Annotated in this window: 27 protein-coding genes and 1 pseudogene; 7 read left to right on the top strand and 21 right to left on the bottom strand. The window is 40.1% G+C overall.

The features are described from left to right. Positions 1–90 precede the first annotated feature (90 nt). From bshC to ACN6MY_RS09630, 3 genes are all read right to left on the bottom strand, one after another. Positions 91–1,719, bottom strand: coding sequence for a bacillithiol biosynthesis cysteine-adding enzyme BshC (bshC, locus tag ACN6MY_RS09640; protein WP_419883750.1), 1,629 nt, complete (start codon positions 1,717–1,719; stop codon positions 91–93). Positions 1,720–1,867: 148 nt separating this feature from the next. Beyond that, positions 1,868–2,260, bottom strand: coding sequence for a DUF3397 domain-containing protein (locus ACN6MY_RS09635; RefSeq protein WP_419883749.1), 393 nt, complete (start codon positions 2,258–2,260; stop codon positions 1,868–1,870). Further along, positions 2,257–3,144: a 2-dehydropantoate 2-reductase gene (locus tag ACN6MY_RS09630; protein WP_419883748.1), complete on the bottom strand. Its 888-nt coding sequence runs from the start codon at positions 3,142–3,144 to the stop codon at positions 2,257–2,259. Before ACN6MY_RS09630 ends, ACN6MY_RS09635 begins: the two co-directional genes overlap by 4 nt. A gap of 290 nt (positions 3,145–3,434) precedes the next feature. Between ACN6MY_RS09630 and ACN6MY_RS09625 the strand changes: the two genes are divergently transcribed. Continuing rightward, a complete protein-coding gene (locus tag ACN6MY_RS09625; RefSeq protein WP_419883747.1) occupies positions 3,435–3,899 on the top strand; it encodes an N-acetyltransferase in 465 nt (154 codons plus the stop codon). Between the two features lie 115 nt (positions 3,900–4,014). Here ACN6MY_RS09625 and ACN6MY_RS09620 read toward each other — a convergent pair. The 4 genes and pseudogenes from ACN6MY_RS09620 to ACN6MY_RS09605 form a co-directional block, all read right to left on the bottom strand. Then, positions 4,015–4,631, bottom strand: a pseudogene (locus ACN6MY_RS09620) (RsfA family transcriptional regulator). A 76-nt stretch (positions 4,632–4,707) separates the two neighbouring features. Next, a complete protein-coding gene (locus ACN6MY_RS09615; protein ID WP_419883746.1) occupies positions 4,708–5,475 on the bottom strand; it encodes an enoyl-CoA hydratase/isomerase family protein in 768 nt (255 codons plus the stop codon). A 136-nt stretch (positions 5,476–5,611) separates the two neighbouring features. Beyond that, the gene (gene rpmF, locus ACN6MY_RS09610) at positions 5,612–5,785 is read right to left on the bottom strand and encodes a 50S ribosomal protein L32 (protein ID WP_071349404.1); all 174 of its coding nucleotides are present in this window, start codon (positions 5,783–5,785) and stop codon (positions 5,612–5,614) included. 69 nt (positions 5,786–5,854) lie between these two features. Beyond that, complete coding sequence (locus ACN6MY_RS09605) at positions 5,855–6,376, bottom strand: YceD family protein (protein WP_419883745.1); 522 nt, start codon at positions 6,374–6,376, stop codon at positions 5,855–5,857. A gap of 291 nt (positions 6,377–6,667) precedes the next feature. Here ACN6MY_RS09605 and ACN6MY_RS09600 point away from each other — a divergent pair, with 291 nt between their 5' ends. Beyond that, a complete protein-coding gene (locus tag ACN6MY_RS09600) occupies positions 6,668–7,879 on the top strand; it encodes a nucleotidyltransferase (protein WP_419883744.1) in 1,212 nt (403 codons plus the stop codon). 77 nt (positions 7,880–7,956) lie between these two features. Here the strand turns inward: ACN6MY_RS09600 and ACN6MY_RS09595 are convergent, their stop codons facing one another. Together ACN6MY_RS09595 and ACN6MY_RS09590 are read right to left on the bottom strand one after the other, a co-directional pair. Next, on the bottom strand, positions 7,957–8,982 hold the full coding sequence (locus ACN6MY_RS09595) for a SepM family pheromone-processing serine protease (RefSeq protein WP_419883743.1): 1,026 nt from the start codon (positions 8,980–8,982) through the stop codon (positions 7,957–7,959). After that, the gene (locus ACN6MY_RS09590) at positions 8,972–9,769 is read right to left on the bottom strand and encodes a patatin-like phospholipase family protein (RefSeq protein WP_419883742.1); all 798 of its coding nucleotides are present in this window, start codon (positions 9,767–9,769) and stop codon (positions 8,972–8,974) included. The genes ACN6MY_RS09595 and ACN6MY_RS09590 overlap by 11 nt, the downstream gene beginning before the upstream one ends. Positions 9,770–9,980: 211 nt before the next feature. Between ACN6MY_RS09590 and ylbJ the strand changes: the two genes are divergently transcribed. Then, the gene (ylbJ, locus tag ACN6MY_RS09585) at positions 9,981–11,201 is read left to right on the top strand and encodes a sporulation integral membrane protein YlbJ (RefSeq protein WP_419883741.1); all 1,221 of its coding nucleotides are present in this window, start codon (positions 9,981–9,983) and stop codon (positions 11,199–11,201) included. 52 nt (positions 11,202–11,253) lie between these two features. Here ylbJ and coaD read toward each other — a convergent pair whose 3' ends face one another. The 3 genes from coaD to ACN6MY_RS09570 all read right to left on the bottom strand — a co-directional run bounded on the left by coaD (position 11,254) and on the right by ACN6MY_RS09570 (position 12,658). Further along, positions 11,254–11,748 (bottom strand): pantetheine-phosphate adenylyltransferase, encoded by a 495-nt coding sequence (gene coaD / locus ACN6MY_RS09580; RefSeq protein ID WP_090988010.1) that lies wholly within the window; start codon positions 11,746–11,748, stop codon positions 11,254–11,256. Further along, the gene (gene rsmD, locus ACN6MY_RS09575; RefSeq protein ID WP_419883740.1) at positions 11,741–12,328 is read right to left on the bottom strand and encodes a 16S rRNA (guanine(966)-N(2))-methyltransferase RsmD; all 588 of its coding nucleotides are present in this window, start codon (positions 12,326–12,328) and stop codon (positions 11,741–11,743) included. Before rsmD ends, coaD begins: the two co-directional genes overlap by 8 nt. 108 nt (positions 12,329–12,436) lie before the next feature. Then, positions 12,437–12,658, bottom strand: coding sequence for a hypothetical protein (locus tag ACN6MY_RS09570; protein WP_419883739.1), 222 nt, complete (start codon positions 12,656–12,658; stop codon positions 12,437–12,439). Between the two features lie 300 nt (positions 12,659–12,958). Here ACN6MY_RS09570 and ACN6MY_RS09565 point away from each other — a divergent pair, with 300 nt between their 5' ends. Then, complete coding sequence (locus ACN6MY_RS09565) at positions 12,959–13,348, top strand: DUF7147 family protein (protein WP_419883738.1); 390 nt, start codon at positions 12,959–12,961, stop codon at positions 13,346–13,348. A gap of 114 nt (positions 13,349–13,462) precedes the next feature. On the opposite strand, the gene ACN6MY_RS09560 is transcribed toward ACN6MY_RS09565, so the two are convergent. Then, positions 13,463–13,738, bottom strand: a complete 276-nt coding sequence (locus ACN6MY_RS09560; RefSeq protein WP_071349394.1) for a YlbG family protein — start codon at positions 13,736–13,738, stop codon at positions 13,463–13,465. 126 nt (positions 13,739–13,864) lie between these two features. Between ACN6MY_RS09560 and ACN6MY_RS09555 the strand changes: the two genes are divergently transcribed. Next, entirely contained in the window at positions 13,865–14,194 is a 330-nt protein-coding gene (locus ACN6MY_RS09555; protein WP_419883737.1) for a hypothetical protein, read from the top strand. Positions 14,195–14,246: 52 nt separating this feature from the next. Here the strand turns inward: ACN6MY_RS09555 and ACN6MY_RS09550 are convergent, their stop codons facing one another. The 4 genes from ACN6MY_RS09550 to ylbD form a co-directional block, all read right to left on the bottom strand. After that, on the bottom strand, positions 14,247–14,693 hold the full coding sequence (locus tag ACN6MY_RS09550) for a YlbF family regulator (protein WP_419883736.1): 447 nt from the start codon (positions 14,691–14,693) through the stop codon (positions 14,247–14,249). A 60-nt stretch (positions 14,694–14,753) separates the two neighbouring features. Then, a complete protein-coding gene (locus ACN6MY_RS09545; protein ID WP_419883735.1) occupies positions 14,754–15,170 on the bottom strand; it encodes a hypothetical protein in 417 nt (138 codons plus the stop codon). 85 nt (positions 15,171–15,255) lie between these two features. Beyond that, positions 15,256–15,501, bottom strand: a complete 246-nt coding sequence (locus ACN6MY_RS09540; protein ID WP_071349390.1) for a YlbE-like family protein — start codon at positions 15,499–15,501, stop codon at positions 15,256–15,258. 15 nt (positions 15,502–15,516) lie between these two features. Beyond that, entirely contained in the window at positions 15,517–15,918 is a 402-nt protein-coding gene (gene ylbD / locus ACN6MY_RS09535) for a spore coat protein YlbD (protein WP_419883734.1), read from the bottom strand. Positions 15,919–16,044: 126 nt separating this feature from the next. Between ylbD and ACN6MY_RS09530 the strand changes: the two genes are divergently transcribed. Next, on the top strand, positions 16,045–16,533 hold the full coding sequence (locus ACN6MY_RS09530) for a PaaI family thioesterase (RefSeq protein ID WP_419883733.1): 489 nt from the start codon (positions 16,045–16,047) through the stop codon (positions 16,531–16,533). A 241-nt stretch (positions 16,534–16,774) separates the two neighbouring features. On the opposite strand, the gene ACN6MY_RS09525 is transcribed toward ACN6MY_RS09530, so the two are convergent. Further along, on the bottom strand, positions 16,775–17,728 hold the full coding sequence (locus tag ACN6MY_RS09525) for a CAP domain-containing protein (RefSeq protein WP_419883732.1): 954 nt from the start codon (positions 17,726–17,728) through the stop codon (positions 16,775–16,777). Positions 17,729–18,468: 740 nt separating this feature from the next. Here ACN6MY_RS09525 and ACN6MY_RS09520 point away from each other — a divergent pair. After that, positions 18,469–18,831, top strand: coding sequence for a YugN family protein (locus ACN6MY_RS09520; protein ID WP_419883731.1), 363 nt, complete (start codon positions 18,469–18,471; stop codon positions 18,829–18,831). A gap of 97 nt (positions 18,832–18,928) precedes the next feature. Here the strand turns inward: ACN6MY_RS09520 and ACN6MY_RS09515 are convergent, their stop codons facing one another. From ACN6MY_RS09515 to ctaF, 3 genes are all read right to left on the bottom strand, one after another. After that, positions 18,929–19,393 (bottom strand): DUF420 domain-containing protein, encoded by a 465-nt coding sequence (locus tag ACN6MY_RS09515; protein WP_419883730.1) that lies wholly within the window; start codon positions 19,391–19,393, stop codon positions 18,929–18,931. Between the two features lie 150 nt (positions 19,394–19,543). Continuing rightward, positions 19,544–20,443 carry a cytochrome c oxidase assembly factor CtaG gene (gene ctaG, locus ACN6MY_RS09510; RefSeq protein WP_419883729.1) on the bottom strand — a complete coding sequence of 300 codons (900 nt, stop codon included), beginning with the start codon at positions 20,441–20,443 and terminating at the stop codon, positions 19,544–19,546. A 116-nt stretch (positions 20,444–20,559) separates the two neighbouring features. Next, complete coding sequence (gene ctaF / locus ACN6MY_RS09505) at positions 20,560–20,895, bottom strand: cytochrome c oxidase subunit IVB (protein WP_071349384.1); 336 nt, start codon at positions 20,893–20,895, stop codon at positions 20,560–20,562. Between the last annotated feature and the right edge of the window lie 4 nt (positions 20,896–20,899).

Below are 20,899 nucleotides of genomic sequence, written 5' to 3'. Positions count from 1 at the left end.
TCCAGTACATGTATAAATTTACAGTAACTGCACCTTAAATTCCGTTTTTCAGGCACACAAAAAGACAGGCACATGGCCTGTCTGACTAACTTATATAAAAATGACTTTATGCTGATTATTGAATTCATACGGCAGCTCCATGATTTCTTTAATGAAGTCAGGTCCGTATTTATTTAAGTAATAAAAGATGTTCCAGATTCTTTCCTGCGGAGAGCCAAGTGGAAATAGCGAATTGGTTATCCGCTGATATTTATTTACACTTACAGAATGATTTCTTCTGGTACTGTCAACGATTTTCCCATAAATGAAATCCAGCTGCCTCTCCAGATAAAGGCGGTTCTTCTCCAGCAAAGGAGCAAGACCTCTATCGATTTCTATGGCTTTTTCAGAAAGAAGATGATGGTTTTCTGCAAGCTGTTTTTTCGTTAATTTATACTGAAGCCAAGCTTCATCATCTTTTACGGACTCAAGAAAGGCGGCCATGGATGCTTCTGCACCCTCCGTCAGGACCGTTTCCAAGTCCAGGCCGGTATCTTTCATATCAGTCCAAATGCCTCTTTCAAGGATGGTAATATTCAAGCGCGGCATGATCAAAGGCATTTTCATGGAGAATAAATCAAAAACACGCTTCAGCTCTGCCCAGTAAGCAATTTCTCCAGGTCCTGAAATAAATGCCAGCACCGGAAGAAGCATTTCCTGCATGAGTGGCCTAGTCACTACATTATTGCTTAATTTCTCAGGCTCATTTTCCGCTATCGATAAAAGTTCGCCATAACTGAAGGATACCTCGCCGTTTTTACCATAAAAAGTGTCTCCATCAAATTCCAGCAGTGTTCTTTCCTTCTTGTCCCTGTCGTAATAAAACAGGTTTGCCGCGCTTGCATCCATTTCAATCGCCCGGTTATACCCCTGCTCCTGCATAAAAGACTGCTGCGACAGAACTGCTTCTGTTATGTTCCTGGTGTTTGTTATGATTTGCCCAAAATACTCCGACTCAATTTTCCGCAATGAAGGGTCACCAGCATCTATCATTAATAATCCATATTCCGAAAACCACTCATGAATTAAAGCTGCAAAAAAATCAGCAAAAGTATTTGACTGTTGCAGAATACCCTTCATATCGGCAAGCAATTTATTTGTAAAATCCGTTTCGCCATATGTTTCGACGATTTCCTCCATCCAGGCATAAGCTGTATCTAAATCCAGCTCAACATCCGTTACTGCAGATTTAAAGGGATGATATAGCGGATACGTTTTCTTTTCAGGCTTTTGATTTTTCAGTGTATATACATGGTTCACTTCAGCAAGGTCATGGTCTTCCCCCGCAATCCAGAATAAAGGAATAACACGCGCATTGATCTCCTTTTCCTGTTCTGCGGCAAGCTTTATGATGGATATCACTTTATGAATTGTATAAAGCGGACCTGACAGAAGTCCAGCCTGCTGCCCGCCGACAACCACTACGGAAGTTTCATTCTTAAGATCTTCTATATTACGTGCGGCTTTATCGCTCAGCGGAAAGCGCGCCATATATTGCTGTATGTAAGTCGCCAGTTCCATCCTGCAAAAAGAGCGATTCATAAGCTCATTATATCTGCGACTAAAAGAGCCCTTGCTTGAAACGCTATAATGAAAGTAATCCTCAAGCGTCAAATTCCCCTCCAGGTAATCTGAAGCAAAACGATTTAAAGATGGTAAAGCGAGATCTTTCATCTCCATTTTTGTTCTCCCTTTCTCTGCTACTGCAATTCTTTTTAGAGTATATCATCCTGACTCGGGAAAACAAAAAAACTTGCCCAATAAATCCATTTATTATCGCAATATATTAGGCGCTCTGCACTAAATGTGAATGCAGCCCTTGCAACTTTCATGACGCAAGCGTCCATGATACGCGATATAAAATTCCGATTACAGTCAAAATAATATAACAGAAAAAGAAAAAGGCGAAATTCACTCTCCAAAACCCTTTGAGTACTTTACTGAAGATAATTTCTCCCTTCGCTTTATAGTGGATAACCGTAACAAGGAGGGCAATTCCAAGCATGAACAGAAGCAAAATCAGAAAAAACGATTTATGCCAGATTGCTATAATAAGAAAGTGAACAGACACAATAAATAAAAACGTACTGACATCCATGGCCAGATGCACAGAACGCCGATGGTTTTTAGTCACTTGTTTAGCAAACACAAACGCAGCTATATATCCGACGAAAGGAACCGTTATAAGTGCTGCTGCCACTGCAGAAATAATTGATATCATATAAGGCCCTCCCCGGCTTCCTTTCCTTTTATCATATGCAAGAGAGCCGCTGCCAGTGGAATTTCCTTCTTATTAGCCTTTGCCTCGGCTACTGCATATCCTAAGATCGAGTCAATTTCAGTACTACGCCCGTTTTCCAGGTCGCTTAACATTGAAGAAGTATTCTCCGAAGTATTTCGGCAAATTTGCGTTATACGCTCAAAATGACTTTGCGGCTCCTTCAGCTCCAGTACCTTAGAGATTTCATGGAACAGAGCTTTAAATACTTGATAATAATATGGATTTTCTATCAGCGCTCCGTTTTTTACACCAAGAATGCCAGTCAATGGATTAATTACGCAATTTGCGGCAAGCTTCTCTATCAGCATTTCACGGTAGTCTTCTTCCAAGACAAAAGGAAAATCATTGTTTTTATGATATGAAAAAGGAAGCAGAGCAAGGTCTCCGGAAAAAGCGGCAATGCGGGTTTTTCCCATTCCTGTATGTTCGACGGAATTTCCGCTTTGTTTGAATGCTCCGTGCTCTACAGCTCCTACAAATATAGAGTCTGATGACAGGTTTTTCAGCAAATCAATATGAGCATATCCATTTTGCAGAAACAGCAGGGGTATAACAATGTCCCCTATTGATGAAAGTATGTCTTTTAATTGATATTGTTTTACAGCAACAATAAGCATTTCTTCACGTTTTACTTGTTCGCTCATCCTGCTTGCAGACATTTTTTTCACGGTACGCCTGTTTTGCGAAACAAGCAGCAGCCCTTCCCTGTTTATCAGTTCCGCCTGTTCCTGCGTGCGTGTATATATGGTGATTTCGTGGTCGTCATTCAAATAAGCAGCAAAAAGCAGTCCGACTGCACCGCCGCCAATAATCCCTATTTTCATAATTACCTGCCTTATTCCTGATTTTTTACATTAATAATATCAAAGTATCCGCTACAACAAAAAATTTCAGCGAAATTTTTGCTATATAGTTAAATACGCCATAAGCAAGGCTCTTTCCTTTTTTAAAGAATTATTTGAAGAAATATACTATAATAAGTGAATAAAGTGTCTTTAAAAGGTATGTCTTATGAATTCTGCGGTGTATAAGTAAGCGCTTAAGCTGCCGAGGAAAATGCCCGGCTTCGCGTTAAAGGAAGACACATCCATTGTGCTATAAGGGGGATCATTGCATGGAATATAAAATAGAACGTCTGCTGGTCAATTATAAAACATTAGAGGAATTTAAAAAGTTTAAAGAATACGGTTTGCAGGAGCTGTCCATGCTGGGGGATCTGGAGGACAACATCATTGAAAACAACAGTCAATCTCCTTTTTACGGGATCTACTTCGGAGACAAATTGGTAGCGCGTATGAGTTTATATGAAAGAAAAGCGAAATTTGACCGTTATTTTGAGCCTAAGCAGGATTATCTAGAGCTTTGGAAGCTTGAAGTGCTTCCTGAATACCAGAAAAAAGGCTACGGAAATGCTTTGGTTGAATATGCAAAAAGTTTTGGACTGCCTATTAAAACCAGCCCTCGCGTAAAATCAGAAAATTTCTGGAACAAAATGAATTTTAAACACGCAGAATATGATATGGAAAGAGACCTGGGAGAAAATCCTTTGCTCTGGCATCCAAACGGCGCCGCTGAATGACTGCAGGAAAAATAAAAGAAAGCGTTACTGTACACGCTTTCTTTTATTATCTTAAATGAAATTAATGCGATAATAGAATATTGATACAGCAAATTACAGCTTATATTGTATAATCTTACTTGTTGACTCTCTCAAGATTACCGTTTTTATCCATCTGGAATTTAACCTTCGGAATCTTTTTATCTTCCTCTAGAACAATTAGCTTCCTGGCTCTTTCCATGATAGACAGCAGGGCGTGATAATCTTCTTCAACGGACTCCATCTTTTCCTTAAGGATCCTATTTTCCTCCGCCAAGGCTTCAATCTGTTTTCCCAGTTTTTCATTTTCCAAAGTATATTGTTCCTTTTCCTTGCTATGGAGCTTGTAAACTTCTTCTAATCTTGTAAGGTATTTCATTACTTCCCCGAAGGATAGGGAGATCCAAATGAAAGGCTTTCTTCAGGGGCAATGGAAATCGCTGCATCTTCTCCACAAAGGAGTATTTCCGTCTCCTTGGCTATAACCTTATTTTCTTTACGCTGTTTTTTTGCCAGCTCAATGCCCGATTTGTATTGTTTTCTAACAAAAGAATTCCACCGGAACCCGCAGGCTGCCGCTGTCCTGGATAACAGCACTCCCACTTCTTCAAACGCCTTAAGCTGTGTGCTGCTCTCGCGTATATGTCTCAGCACTACCTCTGCTAACAATAAATCTTCATCCTGGGTCCACGCATCTTGTCTGGCAATTGACATTTCTTCCCCTCCATAGCAGGTTTTTATTTCATACATATGCTCCTGCTAGAAAAGATAGAAGAGAAAGCTAGATGGTTCATGAATTATTTTTTTTATTAAGAAAGCTCTCTACCGCTATGTGATGTGCATCTGCTTCCCAAAGCACGGCACAATTATTGATTTCCTCCTTCATTCTTTCTTTAAGCCCGTTCTGCTGCATCCTGCTGACTAGCATTTTTTTATAAGATTTCAGCACATTGAGTTCTCTTTCCAAGATAGGCTCAATCATATCGTCAGCATCTTGAAGGCTGCTGACGATATAATCGATAAAACCAAGTTCATTTCCTTGTTCACATGAAAAAATCCCAGATGTCATTAATAACTCCATAGCTGCCTGAGGAGGAATCTTCTCCAGCAATAGGGATGCACCGCCCCATCCCGTGGTTATGCCAAGAGTTCCCTGAATAAAGCCAAACGAAACTCCCTTTTTTGCATATCTGAAATCACATGCTGCTGCAAGTTCACAGCCGCCTCCAAAAGCATTTCCATTTAAAAAGGCTATGGTCGGTTTCGGTAAAACCGCCAGCTTGTATACAATCTCCCCCATTCTCGCAAGCATGCCCAAAGCTTCTGATTCAGTGTGAAGCACACTGAATTCCTTAATGTCTCCTCCTGAACAGAAGGATTTTTCCCCGCTGCCTGTTAATATCACAGCTTTTACCGTTTCATCCGCCCGAGCTTCTTCGAGCGCCAATTCAAAGCCTTCCATAACCGCTGTATTGACGGCATTTCTCTTGTCTGGCCGATTAATAGTTATCTTCATGCAACCGCCTTCATTTTTTTCAATCCTGACCGCTTCTTCCATTTCCATCCTCCTGACTATTAATTGAACGTAATAACCGGTATGTAAAAAAGCACAGAGAGCATGTCTCTGTGCTTTGAGCCAATTAAGGCTTTGGTACATAAAGAAAAGCGGATGCTATCTTTATGCAGCTGTAAAATTAGTTATTCACAACTTCTTTTCCTTTGTAGGTACCGCATTCCTTACATACACGGTGTGAAAGTTTCATTTCACCGCAGTTTGGGCATGCTACCATACCTGGAACTTGAAGCTTGAAGTGTGTACGGCGCTGTCTTTTAACAGTCTTGGACGTTCTTCTAGCAGGTACAGCCATTATTCCCACCTCCTTAAAAATAAGTGAAAAGACTATGAAGACAAAACGAATTCCGTCTTCCTGATTCCATTACGATTCCTTATTGCTGTCAAAAAAGTTGGCAAGCTTTGCTAATCTTGGATCTAGCTTTTGTTTGCTTTCTTCTTCCGAAACGACAGCCCAATCTTTTCCTGACTGGGGAGCAGCTTCTTCTGAATTGACATCCTCACAAAAAACCTGCATGGGAATTTCGAGCAATACATTTTCTGTTATTACCGGTATTAGATCTACAACGTCACCCTCCACAACAGTTACTTCTTCACCTTCGAAGGTTTCACCGTGTGCGTTAAACAAAAAGGTTTCAATTGTATCAATATCAATCGGATATTTTACATCTACCAGTGTACGGGAGCAAGGCAATATTAATTCTCCAGAAAGATGCAAATGGAAAGTAACTCTCCCCGAACTGAGGTCAGCTCTTCCTGTTACTTTTATCGGAGAAACTCCGCGAACCTGCGGATCCCTCTCCATGATTCCAGTAACGTCCGCATATTCATCAATCTGAAAATTTTTATCCCGATATTTTTGAAGTTGACTAATTGTCCATTTCAAATGAATCACCTCAAGGCAACAAAGGTAATTATAGCTGTCATTCTACCGTTTGTCAATATTTTTTCTTTACACTATAATGTAGTCATTATAACCATTTTAACTTTAAGCCATTCATGCATTTTGCGGCATTTCCGGCGCAAAAGACGCCAGTCCTTTATGGCATAGTGCGCCATTTCAGGCCCTGCCCTATTTGCTTCACAGGCTGATCAGCCGATCCGTTTTTCTTTGGGCCAAGTACTATTTTAGCATGAAGTTGAAAAAATACAAATTAATTCAGGTGAGGTGAAAGTTATGAGGGCTGTTGGTGTAGTTGTAGAGCACAATCCTTTCCATAATGGGCATGCATTTCATATCGCTCAGAGCAGGAAGAAATCAGGCGCTGATATTGTTGCAGCTGTCATGAGCGGGCCGTTTTTGCAGCGGGGGGAACCTTCTTTGGTTTCAAAGTGGGCAAGGGCGGAAATGGCTTTATCAGGAGGTGCTGATCTGGTTATAGAGCTTCCTTTTGCTTTTGCTCCGCATAGTGCTGAAATCTTCGCAAGAGGGTCTATCAGCATATTGGAAGCTTTGAAATGCGAGACTTTTTGTTTCGGAAGTGAGGAAGGGAAAATAGAGCCATTCCTTCAGGCATATCATTTTTTGAAAGAAAATCAGGTTCTTTTTGATGATTCACTAAAAAAATTCATAAAAGAGGGAAACAGTTATCCAAAGGCAGCTTCACTTGTTTTCAGTACGCTTTCAAAGGGCGGACAGTATCTCGATTTGACGAAGCCGAATAATATCCTTGGTTATGAATATGTCAAAGCTGCCCTTTCAAATGGTTTTTCCATAAAGCCTGTTACCATTCAGCGGATTGGAGCGGATTACCATGAAACCGAGCTTATCTCAGGCCATATTGCGAGTGCAACCGGCATAAGGAAGGCTTTGTCGGAAAACTGCCAGGACCTTTCAGGAATTAGGGATTACATCCCCCTCTCAACGAAAGCAATTCTAGAAACTTACATGAAGACTTATCATTCCTTTCACACCTGGGAACATTACTGGCCGCTCCTGAAATATAAAATTGTGTCTTCCTCTCCTTCTCAATTGGCAGAAATTTATGAAGTGGAAGAAGGCATAGAGCATAGGATGAAAGATGCAGCATTATCGTCCTCTAACTTCCAGGAATTTATGGGCCGCATGAAAACAAAGCGCTATACATGGACAAGGATTCAAAGGATTCTCATTCATGTGCTTGCAGGAACTCCGAGGCAATACCGGCTCGAAGACGGGCAAACGCCTCAATATTTACGGCTGCTTGGCATGACAGCCAGGGGAAGAAACTATTTAAGCGAAGTTAAAAAATCCCTGCCTCTTCCTTTAATTTCAAAACTCTCGTCATATGATGACAAGAATATACTTCCAGATATAAAAGCCTCCAATATATATGCAATGGGGCTTAAACCATCCGCTCAAAGCATCCTTATAAAAAGAGAATATGAAGCTCCAGTCATGCTGCCGTGAATAAACGCACTAAAAAAGCTTAAACATTCTGCAAGGCAGATTGTTTAAGCTTTTTAAATTTCCGGAAAGGAACGATATCAGGATTTCTTCGCTTTTAGTTTCTCCAAATAGTTTAATGCGTCATCGAAAGAGTCAACTGGCACAATTTTCATTTTTGTTTTGATATCCTTCGCAGCCGCTAAAGCATCCCGGTAATTTGAGTGGAGCCTTCCTTTTTCATTAGGAGCAAAGAAAATCTGTGCACCGGTTTCATCTGCCGCTACGATTTTTTGCTGAATCCCGCCTATCGGACCCACTGACCCGTCCTCTGACATTGTGCCTGTTCCGGCTATTTGATAGCCTTTTGTAAGGTCGCCTTTCGTCAGCTGATTATAAATTTCCAAAGTAAACATCAGCCCTGCTGATGGCCCGCCGATTTGATCGGTATTTATGGAAACAGCTGGAGTGGTTTCCGGTTTCTTATCATCATCCAATGCAATTCCTATTCCAGCCCTTTTCGGATCTTCTTTAAAGGTTTTCAGAGGCAGCACTGCTGTTTTTTCGGAGTTCCCTCTTTCATATACAAGGGTGATTTTGTCGCCTGCTTTCTTTTTCCCTACATAATCCATGAATTCTTTTGATGAATGAAACTTCAGGTTATCAACTTGTACAATTTGATCCCCTGCATGCAATTTGCCATAAGCAGGCATGCCCTTTACTGCCTCAAGCACATATACCCCTAAATACTTAAAGGAAATTGGCTTATGCGCCTTTTCATAGGCTACCTTGATTGCGCTATTTTTTGAACCATCCATCATGTGCAGCTGTGTGACATTGTATTCCTCATCCGTTTGGCTTTCGTCCCGAATGGCCCTTTCAGGATACAACTCCTGATACTTGCTCATTTTCGCAATAATATACGAATAAATATTGGCTCTTCCCATTCTTACAGTTGTCAGCATGAAGCTTCCTTTTGCTTCATCTCCACCCTGAACTTTCACAATCGGCTCTAACTCTTTTGCCATTCCAGGTTTAGTTACATAGTAAGGCAGGTAATAAAACGCGGATGCACAAAGAATGATAATAGCAGCCAGGAAAGAGCGAAAAAAAACTTTACGGCTCATTTATAGCAGACTCCTTCCAAGTTTCAATGCATTTCTTAATTTCTTTTACATGTTTTTTTGCTTCTTCTTCTCCAATAGTAATTATTTCAAGAATATTTGTAAATGATTTTGAATTGTATTTTCCGGCATCCGGCCGGATCATGACATCAGATGCCACTTTTCTGTTTTCCGCGAGCTCACGCTGCATAATATCAAGGCTTTGCATGATTACATCATAAATGGATGCTATTTCCGCCTCCTGCTTAAAATGCGACACATCAACACCTATAACAATGTCAGCTCCCATGCTTTTTGCTACCGAAACCGGAACCCGGTCTGCCACCCCTCCGTCCACCAGCAGCCTGTCACCAATTTTTTCCGGAACAAAGATTCCCGGAATCGAAATACTCGCCCTGACAGCTTCAGCAATCGGCCCCTTATCAAATATAACCTTTTCTCCTGTCTTAATATCTGTGGCCACAACTGATACAGGTATTTCGGTGTCTTCGAGATTTTTCCCGTATGTAAACATCCTGATAAACTCCTTGATCCGCTTGCCGGAAATAAAGCCCATCTTGGGAATTGTAAAATCCAGATAATACTTCCGCTTAAAGGTCTTCGCAAGCTGATACAGCCTTTCAATATCAGGACCTGCCCCGTAAAATGCCCCAACAAGAGCCCCCATGCTGCTTCCTGCTATCACATGGACAGGTATGCCCTCTTCTTCCAGAATTTTAATGACCCCTGCATGAGCGAAGCCCCTCGCTCCTCCAGAGCCAAGCGCAAGGCCGATTTTGGGCTCTCTCAAGGCCGTCCCTCCTTTGATTCACGTTCATATCATTCCTTTAAAGTTATGGTCTTAAAATGAATTCTATGTGCATATTGTGTAGGACAGGGCCAAGATTATTTTTGCATCCGTGCAATTTTTGAACAATTATAAAAGGCATGGGCCATCCATAAGACATACCATCCAATTTATGTTTTCATGCATATTCCCTTCTGGAGGAGGCTAAGAAGTTTTGTTTAAGTCAAAGATCAAATCTCTTACATTAGCTGCTTTCATTACAACAATTGCAGGGGCACTCATCACCTTTCCGCAAGAATCCTTTGAAGCTTCCATCAGGGGATTGAATATGTGGTGGGAAATAGTTTTTCCCTCCTTGCTTCCTTTTTTTATTATTTCAGAAATGCTCATTGGTTTTGGCGTAGTTAAATTTATTGGCGTTCTGCTCGAGCCGATGATGAGACCTTTATTCAGAGTTCCTGGGATAGGAGGATTTGTATTGGCAATGGGAATGGCTTCAGGATTTCCCTCTGGCGCCAGATTCACAGCAAGGATGCGCCAGGAAAACCAGATCAGCAGAATAGAGGCAGAAAGATTAGTATCCTTTACTAACTCCTCAAATCCTCTTTTTATATTTGGTGCCGTGTCTGTAGGATTTTTTCATAATTCCAATCTCGGAATCATCCTGGCTATATCCCATTATGTCAGCAATATTTGTGTAGGACTTATTATGCGTTTTTATGGTAAAGAGGATGTGCCAAAAAAAACTGTAAAATATAAATCTATTTCCATTAAACATGCGTTAAGGCAAATGCATATTACCAGGCTCCAGGAAAAGAGACCGCTTGGCAAACTTCTTGGCGATGCCGTGATTTCGTCCATTCATAGCCTGCTTTTAATTGGCGGATTTATCATTTTGTTTTCTGTGATCAACAAATTGCTTTATCATATGAATATCACGGATTTACTGGCAAAAGGAGTAGAATTTTTATTATCTTTTATCGGGTTTCCTGAAACATTGAGCACTCCGTATATTGCAGGTTTGTTTGAAATCACCCTTGGTTCTCAAATGACAAGCGGGGCGGCAAATGCTTCGTTAATGCAGCAGGCAGTCATAACAAGCTTTATATTGGCATTCAGCGGCTTCAGTGTACAAGCACAGGTGGCCAGTATCCTTGCAGAGACAGATATCCGTTTTTTTCCATTTTTTGCAGGAAGGATCCTTCAGGGATTTATAGCGGCCTTTATTACTTTTCTTGTCTGGAAACCGGTTTACGAACGCTTAAGCTATATGAGCAAACCTACCAATGCTCATCCCGTATTCGGAATCAATGATGGCGGATTCACCATTTCCATCTATCACATCGTGGTACAGTGGGGGCCTCTTTTTACCATCCTCTGTTTAATTCTGTATATTTTCATATCATCTGCTAAGATGAATCAGCAGAAGAAATAGCGCGGAGTACTTATGATGGATACTGGCACAAAAAATAGGATGCAGTGGCATCCTATTTTTTTTGTGCAGAATTAAATTTTTCATGAAGGGCATCTTTCACAATGGCCGGAACCAATTCTGAAATGTCCCCCCCATATTTGGCAACTTCTTTTACAATGCTTGAGCTAAGGAAGGAATACTGATTATTTGTCATTATGAAAAATGTTTCAATCTTTTCATTCAGCAATCTGTTCATTGATGTACCCTGCATTTCGTATTCGAAATCCGAAATGGCTCTCAGCCCCCTGATTATAGCATCCGCTTTTATACTTTTTGCATAATCAACCAGGAGCCCCTGAAATGAATCCACTTTAACATTCGGAATATGCTCCGTTGCTTTTTGGATAAGCGCCAGCCGGTCCTCAATCGAAAAAAGAGAGTTCTTTGCTGAGTTATTCAGTACGACCACATATACCTCTTCAAAAACTTTAGCGCTTCTTTGGATAATATCTAGATGGCCGAATGTAATCGGATCAAAACTACCTGGACATACTGCAATTTTAGACATTGTTTGAGTCCCCCTGTCCGCCTTCCCCATTTTCAAAGCGGTATATGGATACAGCAATCATTCCATAAATTTCTTTTTTCCATTTTATGAAACCGCTGACTTTTTCCGGCAGCACTACATCGCTGCCATGCTCACAGACTATAAAACCATCATAACTAAGCAAATTCCCAGCATATATGGACTCCAGCAGATCTAACAGCCTTTGTTTTTTATATGGAGGATCCAGTAAAATGAGCTTAAAGGAAAGCTCTCTTTTCATCAATGCCTTGATGGCCCTCTCTGCATCATTTTTATATACTTCTGCTTTTTCAGTAAAACTGCATGCTTGCAAATTGGCTTTGACCGTCTGCAGAGCCTTATATTCCCGGTCGATAAATATTGTCTTATCGATTCCCCTGCTTAAAGACTCGATCCCCAGTCCGCCGCTGCCTGCAAATAAATCCAAGGATAGTCCGCCGTCGAAATACGGGCCAATCATATTAAATATCGATTCTTTCACTTTATCTGTTGTTGGACGGGTACTAGTACCTGGTACTGCTTTTAATGGCCTTCCTTTACAACTTCCGGAAACGACCCTCATATTCTCACCACATTTTTTGACAAATTTCTACCACTACCTATCCTATCATATTCGAATATGTGAGCCAATACATTTTAAAGCATGAACTGCCAGCCAGTCGATCCTGCATTAGTTTTCACTAACTTTCAATATATAAACTGACTTTTGAATATGATGTTTAGTATTGCAGGCTTTACTACCTGTAAATGCCATCAGCAGCATGACAAGACATCCCTCTGGAAAAATTCTTTGTTTTTGAATAAAAAAGGAATAATCGGCCATAATGTATTGTAACAACATCACTGTTTCAGGTGTTGTTGCCAACCGCGGAGAAGACTTACGTTTCCCCATAAGCTCTTCCTCCGGTTTCTCCTCTCCCTTTGCCTTCTTTCCTTTTATAAAGGATATAGAAGGACCTGCAGTAATTTCTGCAGGTTTTTTTATTGGCTGTTTTTGTAAACTTTGCTGCTATGGATATGGGCGGTTGGTTCCACAATGGGATCGCCTCATAGAACTCATTAAAAAATAACAATTTTTAAGAAAAGAGCTTTTGGAACTGTCCGGCAAAGGATCTTTGAACCATCATGCCTTCTAATTCGCGTATGAACATGATAAAGTAAAAGAGAGTATGTTTTAATAGGAGAGATGCAATTGATACAGCGTTTTATTGAGCTTGGAACAGGATATTCAGATATATACGAACTTATAGAAATAGGCAGGTCAAATCAGCACCGTATCCTGCGCTTGCTTGCTCTGCATACAGAAATGGAAGGCAAACAGGTAATATCCCCGGTTATTGTGCTGCATCCGGCACAGCCCGGGAATTTTCAGCCATTATACATATGCAGGGAGGGGATTCCGAGCCCCCGCCAAAAGCCTAATAAACGGTATGGACTATTTGAGGAATTAGCAAAGGAACTCGGCAAATCCATTATTGAACTGGAAGTTAAGCCATCAAATTTGTATAGTGAAAAAGAGCTATATTTTCAGCATTTAATAGGGATATTACGAATGAATAAATATTTGCCTCCAATGAGCTGAAACCTCTCGGGCGCATACGGTTTGAACAGCCCTGTCTTAGAAGGCCATTCACGCTGCATATTCAGGGAACATGCATAATAAAAAAGCTGACTCGCATAAAAGAGTCAGCTTTCTTTAAATACCCATCTTATAATCATATTCCTTCGCTTTATCTGGTTTTGAATTTTCATATTCCAATTTCAAAAATGGTTTATAGGACAGATCAACTTTTTTTACGAAGGAATAAGACTTCAGCTTTTCTGCTAAGGCTTCTACATCATCCATATTTGTATAAATCACCACATATTTAAGTTTTTTTGATACAAAATGGATATTTCCGAATTTCCTGAGCATCTTTGCTTGTTTTAATGTATGTAAATACACGATAATACCTTGTCTCGCTCCAAACATAATATACTGACTCCCTTATTCAAGGTTTTCATTAAGTGTAGCACAGCGCAAACTTTTCTTTCAACTAGAAAAGTTTATCCGTACAGAAGATTCGGAAAAAATATGGGTAAGAAAGGATGTTGATCAATGGAACTGGAGCAGATATGGAATTCTTTTATACACTATCTCGCTAAGGAAGAAGGCGTCCATAAAGTGTGGCACAAGAAGATTGCAGGGCTGCCATTTTTATATATCCAACATTCAGAAGATTCGTTTTCTTCCGATTCGCTTTCACACCTGATAAAGAAAGCATCTGCCAAGTCCATGCGGGGCAAACGGCTCCACAGTATCACGATCTTCGTGCGCAAGGAAACGGGCCTAAGTGTCTTCAGGCACCGGTTTTACGTTCCTCAGCAGAAAATGTTTTGCTGCGGAAATTTATGTGATGATTGCATCTTGTACAGAAATGACGGCTAACTGATTCATCATATTATGGCACAAAAAAAGCCTGTTTCCAGGCTCTTTCATGCTAGGCCGAGCAGGAACAGCTTCCTCCCGAACCGCAGCCCCCGCCGCAGCTTGACTGTGATTCAAAAAAAGGATTTCCTGAAGGAACCTTAATGTTAAACGAAACGGCTTGGCCTATTTTAAGGCTCATTTCATCCAGTATCCCCTGCAGCTCTGTTTCAGCTCTTTTGAATTCTGCAATGGTTGGATGAAGATCCATATCACGCTTAGAGTGCCTGATTTCAAGATTCACCCGTTTATATTCAGGATGATATTTCCCGAATCTCTGCACCTCTTCATACAAATCTTTAAGAGAAGAAAATTCCCTGATTTTCCGCTGCGCTTCACTGTCATTACGCATATTATATAAGCTTTGAAAATAATTTTCCCCTAGCTCTGATTGTATAACCATTTGCGCCAATTCATCGGCGCTTTGCAAAATGTCCGCTCTTTCAATAGTAGCAAGCATAAACTAGCTCACCTCCACCACTATCTTAACATTATTGGCAAAGTTATACCATTCCTTTGATTAAATGCTAGAATGAATATGTACAAAAAACTCCTTTGATAACCCTGTTGCCATGTGTGCCATATCCACTACTTCCATCTTTATTTTATGTTTTCCGGAAGGAATATCTTTAATGATAAAAGCAGCAGTTTTCATATCTCTCACCTTTTTTTCATCAAGATAAACGGCAACTTCAGCCTGTTTTTTTTCTCCGGATGCACTGAAGCTATAATTTTTCATATATACTTCGGCGTAAATGCTGCTTCCCTTTAGATAATAGTGAATTTTAAAATCATCGCTATTAATTTCAGTAATCCCTGCTTGTGCAGCTGCTTGGCTGTTTGGTGACAATCCGATGGTTTGCAAAAGCGGCTGGGAAATATGGCTGCATGCTGCATAAATCAGCAGCATGATTATGGAGCATCTGATAGGTTTCATTCTTTTACCCTCCTTTGCAATATTCTCTGCAAAAAAAAGCAAAATACACATCATTTGTGAAAATTCTCTGCCCTTTCCATAAAGGCTAGCTGTTTCCAGGTGTATTCATAGCCTGAAACATGGACATCATCATCGAGGCAATTTGGACTCCATCTGAAAATTTGGAAATGCGATGCGGAATGGATTTTTTAAAGAAATATGTGGCTTCTGTTTCCATGCTTGCAAGCAGCTGCGGATTCCTCATGAGTTTTCTGTACCAAATCGGCTGCAGGCGGAGATAGTTTTTTAAGTCCTCGCTTTTTTCTATAACGCTGTAAATGTCTTGTCTCAAAGAATCACCCTCTTTCTAATCCTTTCTAAATTGAAACGGATTGGGACGTGCATTTTCTCTTTTTGGTTCTTCTGATTTACTTTGCTCTCCCTGAAAAGAAGAAATGACCCCCTGGATTGCACCAAGAGCCTGATTTGCATTTGAAATATATTTTTGGATCTGGGTTATATCCATCCCTTTAAAAACATTAAGCAAGTTTCCCATCAAATCCGATTTCTCGTCGTTGGATGCTTCTTTTTTAACATTATTTCCTTCTTGATATTTTTCCCACTGCTCATTTCCTTCACCTAATAAATACCATTCTTCAAACAAAGCCTGCCAGGTATATTTGCCCTGTCTTACTTCCGTTCTTAGCTTCGGATGATTTTGGACAAATCGCCTGAACTGTTCTACGGATGGACGGCGTTTATTGGCCATTTTTTTCACCTCGCTTTAAGACATTTGCCTATCTACAGAGTATGCAAAAATGTAAAAATTGTGCATTCGCTGTACAAGCCGGCATGCAAATAAATATAATAATGTATAAGATATGGAGGGGTATTCATGGCAGATCAATTATCAGTGCAGTTTCAGGAACTCGCAAAAACATCAAACGAGGAAGAGCTAAGGGTTTTGTCCTTATTATTGAAGGGACTTAAAGAAAGAAAAACACAAAATGGAACGTACATCTCAAAGCTTCTGCAATTAAGCAGCGAGCTGGGAGAAAACGGCTTAACCATGTCTATGCCCATCACCAGCCTGATTCATAATAATCTTGGCATTGTACACGGGGGAGTGATTGCCACTTTAGCAGACACTGCAATGGGCACCCTAGCAAACACTGTGCTTCCGGAAGGAAAATCCGCGGTAACAGCAGAGATACAGATTCATTATCTCCATCCCGCAAATGGAAATAGCCTGATATGCAAAGCTGACTTCATTCACAAAGGAACCAAAACCATGGTGCTTGAAGGAAAGGTATACCTGGAAAACGGCACATTATGCGCTCATTCCACAGCCACTTTTTTCATGATAGCTGCAGAACCAGTTTAAAGGAATATAACGCTTGCGGCATAGCTCCTCTTTTTAATGGGCTGCTGCAGGCGTAATGCAAAAGATAGGCATCTTCCTGAACCAGTGCGGTCATCTCCACTCCCCGGAATGTTACCTGATTATACCTGGATAACATGCGTGTTAACCGTTTTCTTATATGGCTCTCACAAGCTGGCTTTGCTTTCAGAAAAACAGGATAAAAAAAGGAGCCCCAGGATCCTGCCCGGGACTTCCTTAATCACTATTTAGCAATAAAATTCTGGGTGTAATAGTTATGATAAACTCCTACGCCAATATCAGTGAACTCGCCGCTTAGGAGAGCTTCACGGTGCCCCTTGCTGTTCAGCCAGCCCTCCATCGCTTCAATGGCATCTATATAATGGGCAGCGATGTTTTCACCAGCAGCCCGATAAGTAACATCACCCTTTTGCAGCCTTTCTGTTAAATCTCCCTTGGTCGGAGACGTATGTGAAAAATAATCGCCTATCGACATATCATTGCTGTGAAGAAAAGCAACCTCTGCAATTTGTTCATCCCATCTGAGTTCTGAAAGCTTAAAACGGTCCCTCATGACATTGGTAATATCAAAAATTTGTTTTTTATTTCCCAGTTCGACTTTTTTCCACTCTTCATCAGTGAGTTCCTTATTTTTCAGGAGTGTACCGTGATAAGTCATTTCATAAGGGCTGATTTTAAGCAAAGCATCTTCATTTAAAAAACGGATGCTCGATACCGTACCGGTAAACTTATCAAGATAAAGCTGAGCATAAACGTTTCCCATTTTAACAAGAGGCCGCATATTCATATCTTCCTCCGATAGTTCAAATCGGTATGAACTGCCTTTTTCATTAATATTAACCGAAGTCTCGAAAAAAAGGCTTGAATATAATTCATCTATCGGCTGTCCGATTTTAAATGGCATCACGTTTACCCTATTACCGAGCCCATATGCAGATATGACCTTACCATTCTCCACTGCCAGCTGAAAATAATGCTTTCTTTCCTTATTATAAATCCACCACTCATACCCAAACGCAGAAAGATCGACCCTCGTAGGTTTGCCGTATGTTTTCAGTGCATGGGATGCCGGCTTACCTATAATTGAGGCAATTCCCTCACGAGGCTGCTTTAAACTCCCGCTTTCTTCATGTTTATTTTTTTCCTTGATAGTTTGACTGTCTTCTTTGGGATTCACATCATTTTTTCCGTATAGAACGGGGTTTTTCCCGTTGTCATTTCCAATATTGAGATATATGCCTATCAAAAAAAACAAAATCACTAAAATGAAAATTTTTGCAAGTGTACGCAGAGGATTCCTCCTCCTCTCTTTCTCTTAATGGAATCAGGGTTACAAACTTAGAGGATATAAGAAGCACCGCAATAAATGCTGTAATAGTTGTCCTAGAAAAAAGCTTAGTGGTGATTTTTATTAACGCATTCAAAATGCAGGCTTATTTTTGCTGAACGGCTTAGGAAATAAAGGAATTCCAATAACAGGCCACATTCACCCACTCAGCATCAAATTGCCTGACACAAAAGGTTTTTTTTATTATAGCATTGTTTTTTTATGAATAATATAAATCATACTTATAAACATCGTGGTGAATATTAAGATTTCATGAAGGAACTCCTGCCGCTTTTTCAATAACATCAATAACAAACGATGAACTAATTGCAACTTAGCTAATTTCATACTATTATAAAAATATAGAACAATCTGTAACTGAAAACATTTTTGGGAATTTATATATTTTATTCATATAGTATTCCGTAATTTGTTTTGTCAATTCTATCAATTCAATTTCATATTTTAGACTTCTGCCGAAGGAAATTTTCCTGAGTACTATGATTCCCTCGGCTTCAGAGCACCAGCCCCTAGCAAATTATTTATCAGTATGAAATTGATAATTTTCGACTATTAGGAGGGTAAATGAAGTGAAATTTGAAAGTTATGGTTTTAATCAATTAACAGCAGAGTTAAATAGGCTAGATGATGTAATGAACAGCCACGGTTTAGTGAGGGCTGAGCAATGGGATTATGAAAGAGTGAATTATGACCGGAAATTCGAATTACAGGAAGGCGTTTTTTACCTTCGTGTCCAAGGCTACTCTGTTGAAGGAGACGTAGGCTCTCAAAAAGCTGTTATTAAACTATTGGTTCCTTTGTTAGGCAAGCACTATTACCCTCATGGCCTGGAGTATGGAGAAGGAGAGCACTTTCCCGCTTCACTTATCAAGCAATGTGAAAAAACCCTTGCTGCGGTAAAGGCTGAACTGGATGAGTTTAACGGACTATAATAGCTCGGCTAAAACATGGAGAATATCCATGTTTTTTCATTAGAAAGCAAAGCAAAAAAAGCCTGGTCAACAAGACCAAGCTTTTTTTAAGCTGCGTTTACATATTGCCCAGTATGGCTTTTATGACAGATGTTGTATCTCCGCCTTTGTAAAAAACATATAAAAGCAGATAAACAGCTACTCCAGTAATGGCTGTAAAAAACCAGATGATGCTGGTAACCGGTCCAATTTTCCTGTGTTTAGCAAATTTCTTGTTATATGCAAGTGTCAGGGTCACAATCCCAAAAACTCCTCCAGTGGTCGCGAGGGTAATATGGAAGATTAAAAAAATTGTATAATATACTTTAATATTATCCGGACCGCCAAAGGCAGTATTTCCGATGAAAACTGTGCGGGTTGCATAAATCAAAAAGAAAATAAGCGCAAATACAGCACCAGTGACCATTGCTTTTTTATGCGCTTCAATGTTGCGCTGCTTAATCAGGTACCAGCCGATCGCAATCATGATTGCACTCAGTACGATAAAAGCGGTGCTGATTGTAGGGAGAATTGGTAAAGACATAGGATAGTTAAACGCCCTCTCTATTTATATTCATCTTATTCATTTTATAAAACGTTTTGTTAAAATTCAATATAATACTCCCTTTCGTAACAGAACGCTCACTTTTTCGCAAAAAAAGGGGCACCCCGCATCAAGCAGAATGCCGTATTTTCATTTCATAAAGTTAAGATCTAAAACAGGATCAATTTTTTTAGATTCTCCATTTTCCTGCCGGTACCAGGAAAAGAAAATGTACCCTAACAAAATGCCATACACAATTTCCTGAATAATTTTCATAAGGACCCCTCCGAGCTGCTGATCCTCAAGCAGGGGCAGTCCATTGAAAAGCTCAGGTCCGCTTAACTGAATCCCTGATAAAGCAGACGATGGAACGCAAAGCTCCATGGCACTCGACCACGCTTGCGGATTGGAAAAAGTATGGTAAATCGGATGATCCGCAAAAATGATAAGTGCACAAGCAGGTGTCAGCAAAATGGCACTGCCGAAAATATATCCGACTTTCTTTAACCCTGATAGACTTTGTCTTTCTGGCAGTGTATTCAATAATGGAAACCACATGAATATGGCGGCAATAAACAGGACTATTGTATACGTGCTGTGCAGCCACATGTTCACCTTGATAAAGTCAAATATCAAAGGAATGTGATAGAAAGAAAAAAGTCCGTTAAAAACAATCAGAGCAATCAAAGGAATCGTAAAGAAATTAAAAATAGTATTCAAGCCTTTTATGGCAATCAGCCATCTAAAAAGCCAGGCGGGAATGCTGATAATGAATAAAGGAGCAATCACGAGATAAAGAATAGCCATCTGTGACATATGGACACTGAACATAATATGCCCAAGCAGGTCAACCGGCGACCCTTTTATTATATACAGCAGCAGCATCGTTACAGCAAAAATCAGGTTTTGTCTGGCAGGAACGGGTGCGTTCCCTGTGAATACATATCTATATTTCGTGACCAATAACAAATATCCAGCAGTTAATATGATTAAAGATGCAAAAAAGTATGGACTCCATAAGGCCTGAAAACCAAATATATCAATTGACACACAATCCCCCCTTTAGCACATTTGCTGTCAGTCCCTTTTACCCGTTTAGTAAGGCGCTGTTATCAGTGATATATATAGAAAAACCGGCTTAATTTCAGCCGATTTCCCTAATAAAATCAAATCCAGACAATAGTCAGGAACGTTAGTATGGCAATGGACCCCACCGCTAACCCTGCATAAATAAAAATGGTTATCGTTTCATGGCCCTTATGCTTCATATGCATGAAATAATACAATTGAAATATTACCTGTACAACAGCCAGAAGCAAAATAAATGGCTTAGTGAACCAATGTGAAAAACCGTCATACTTCACTGCGAAAAAAGCGATTAGAGTAAGGAATATCATGAGCGTAAAAGTTATAAGCTGATGCTTCATTTCCTCAGCATTTTTTTTGCGGCGATACGTTAAATTCACATTAGGGTTAGCTGAATTTGATTGATCATTCGCCATCAGT

It is taken from the genome of Peribacillus sp. B-H-3 (assembly GCF_048572925.1).
Taxonomy (GTDB): domain Bacteria; phylum Bacillota; class Bacilli; order Bacillales; family DSM-1321; genus Peribacillus.
Note: the sequence above shows the minus strand (reverse complement) of the source record. Positions and strands in the feature narration are given on the sequence as shown.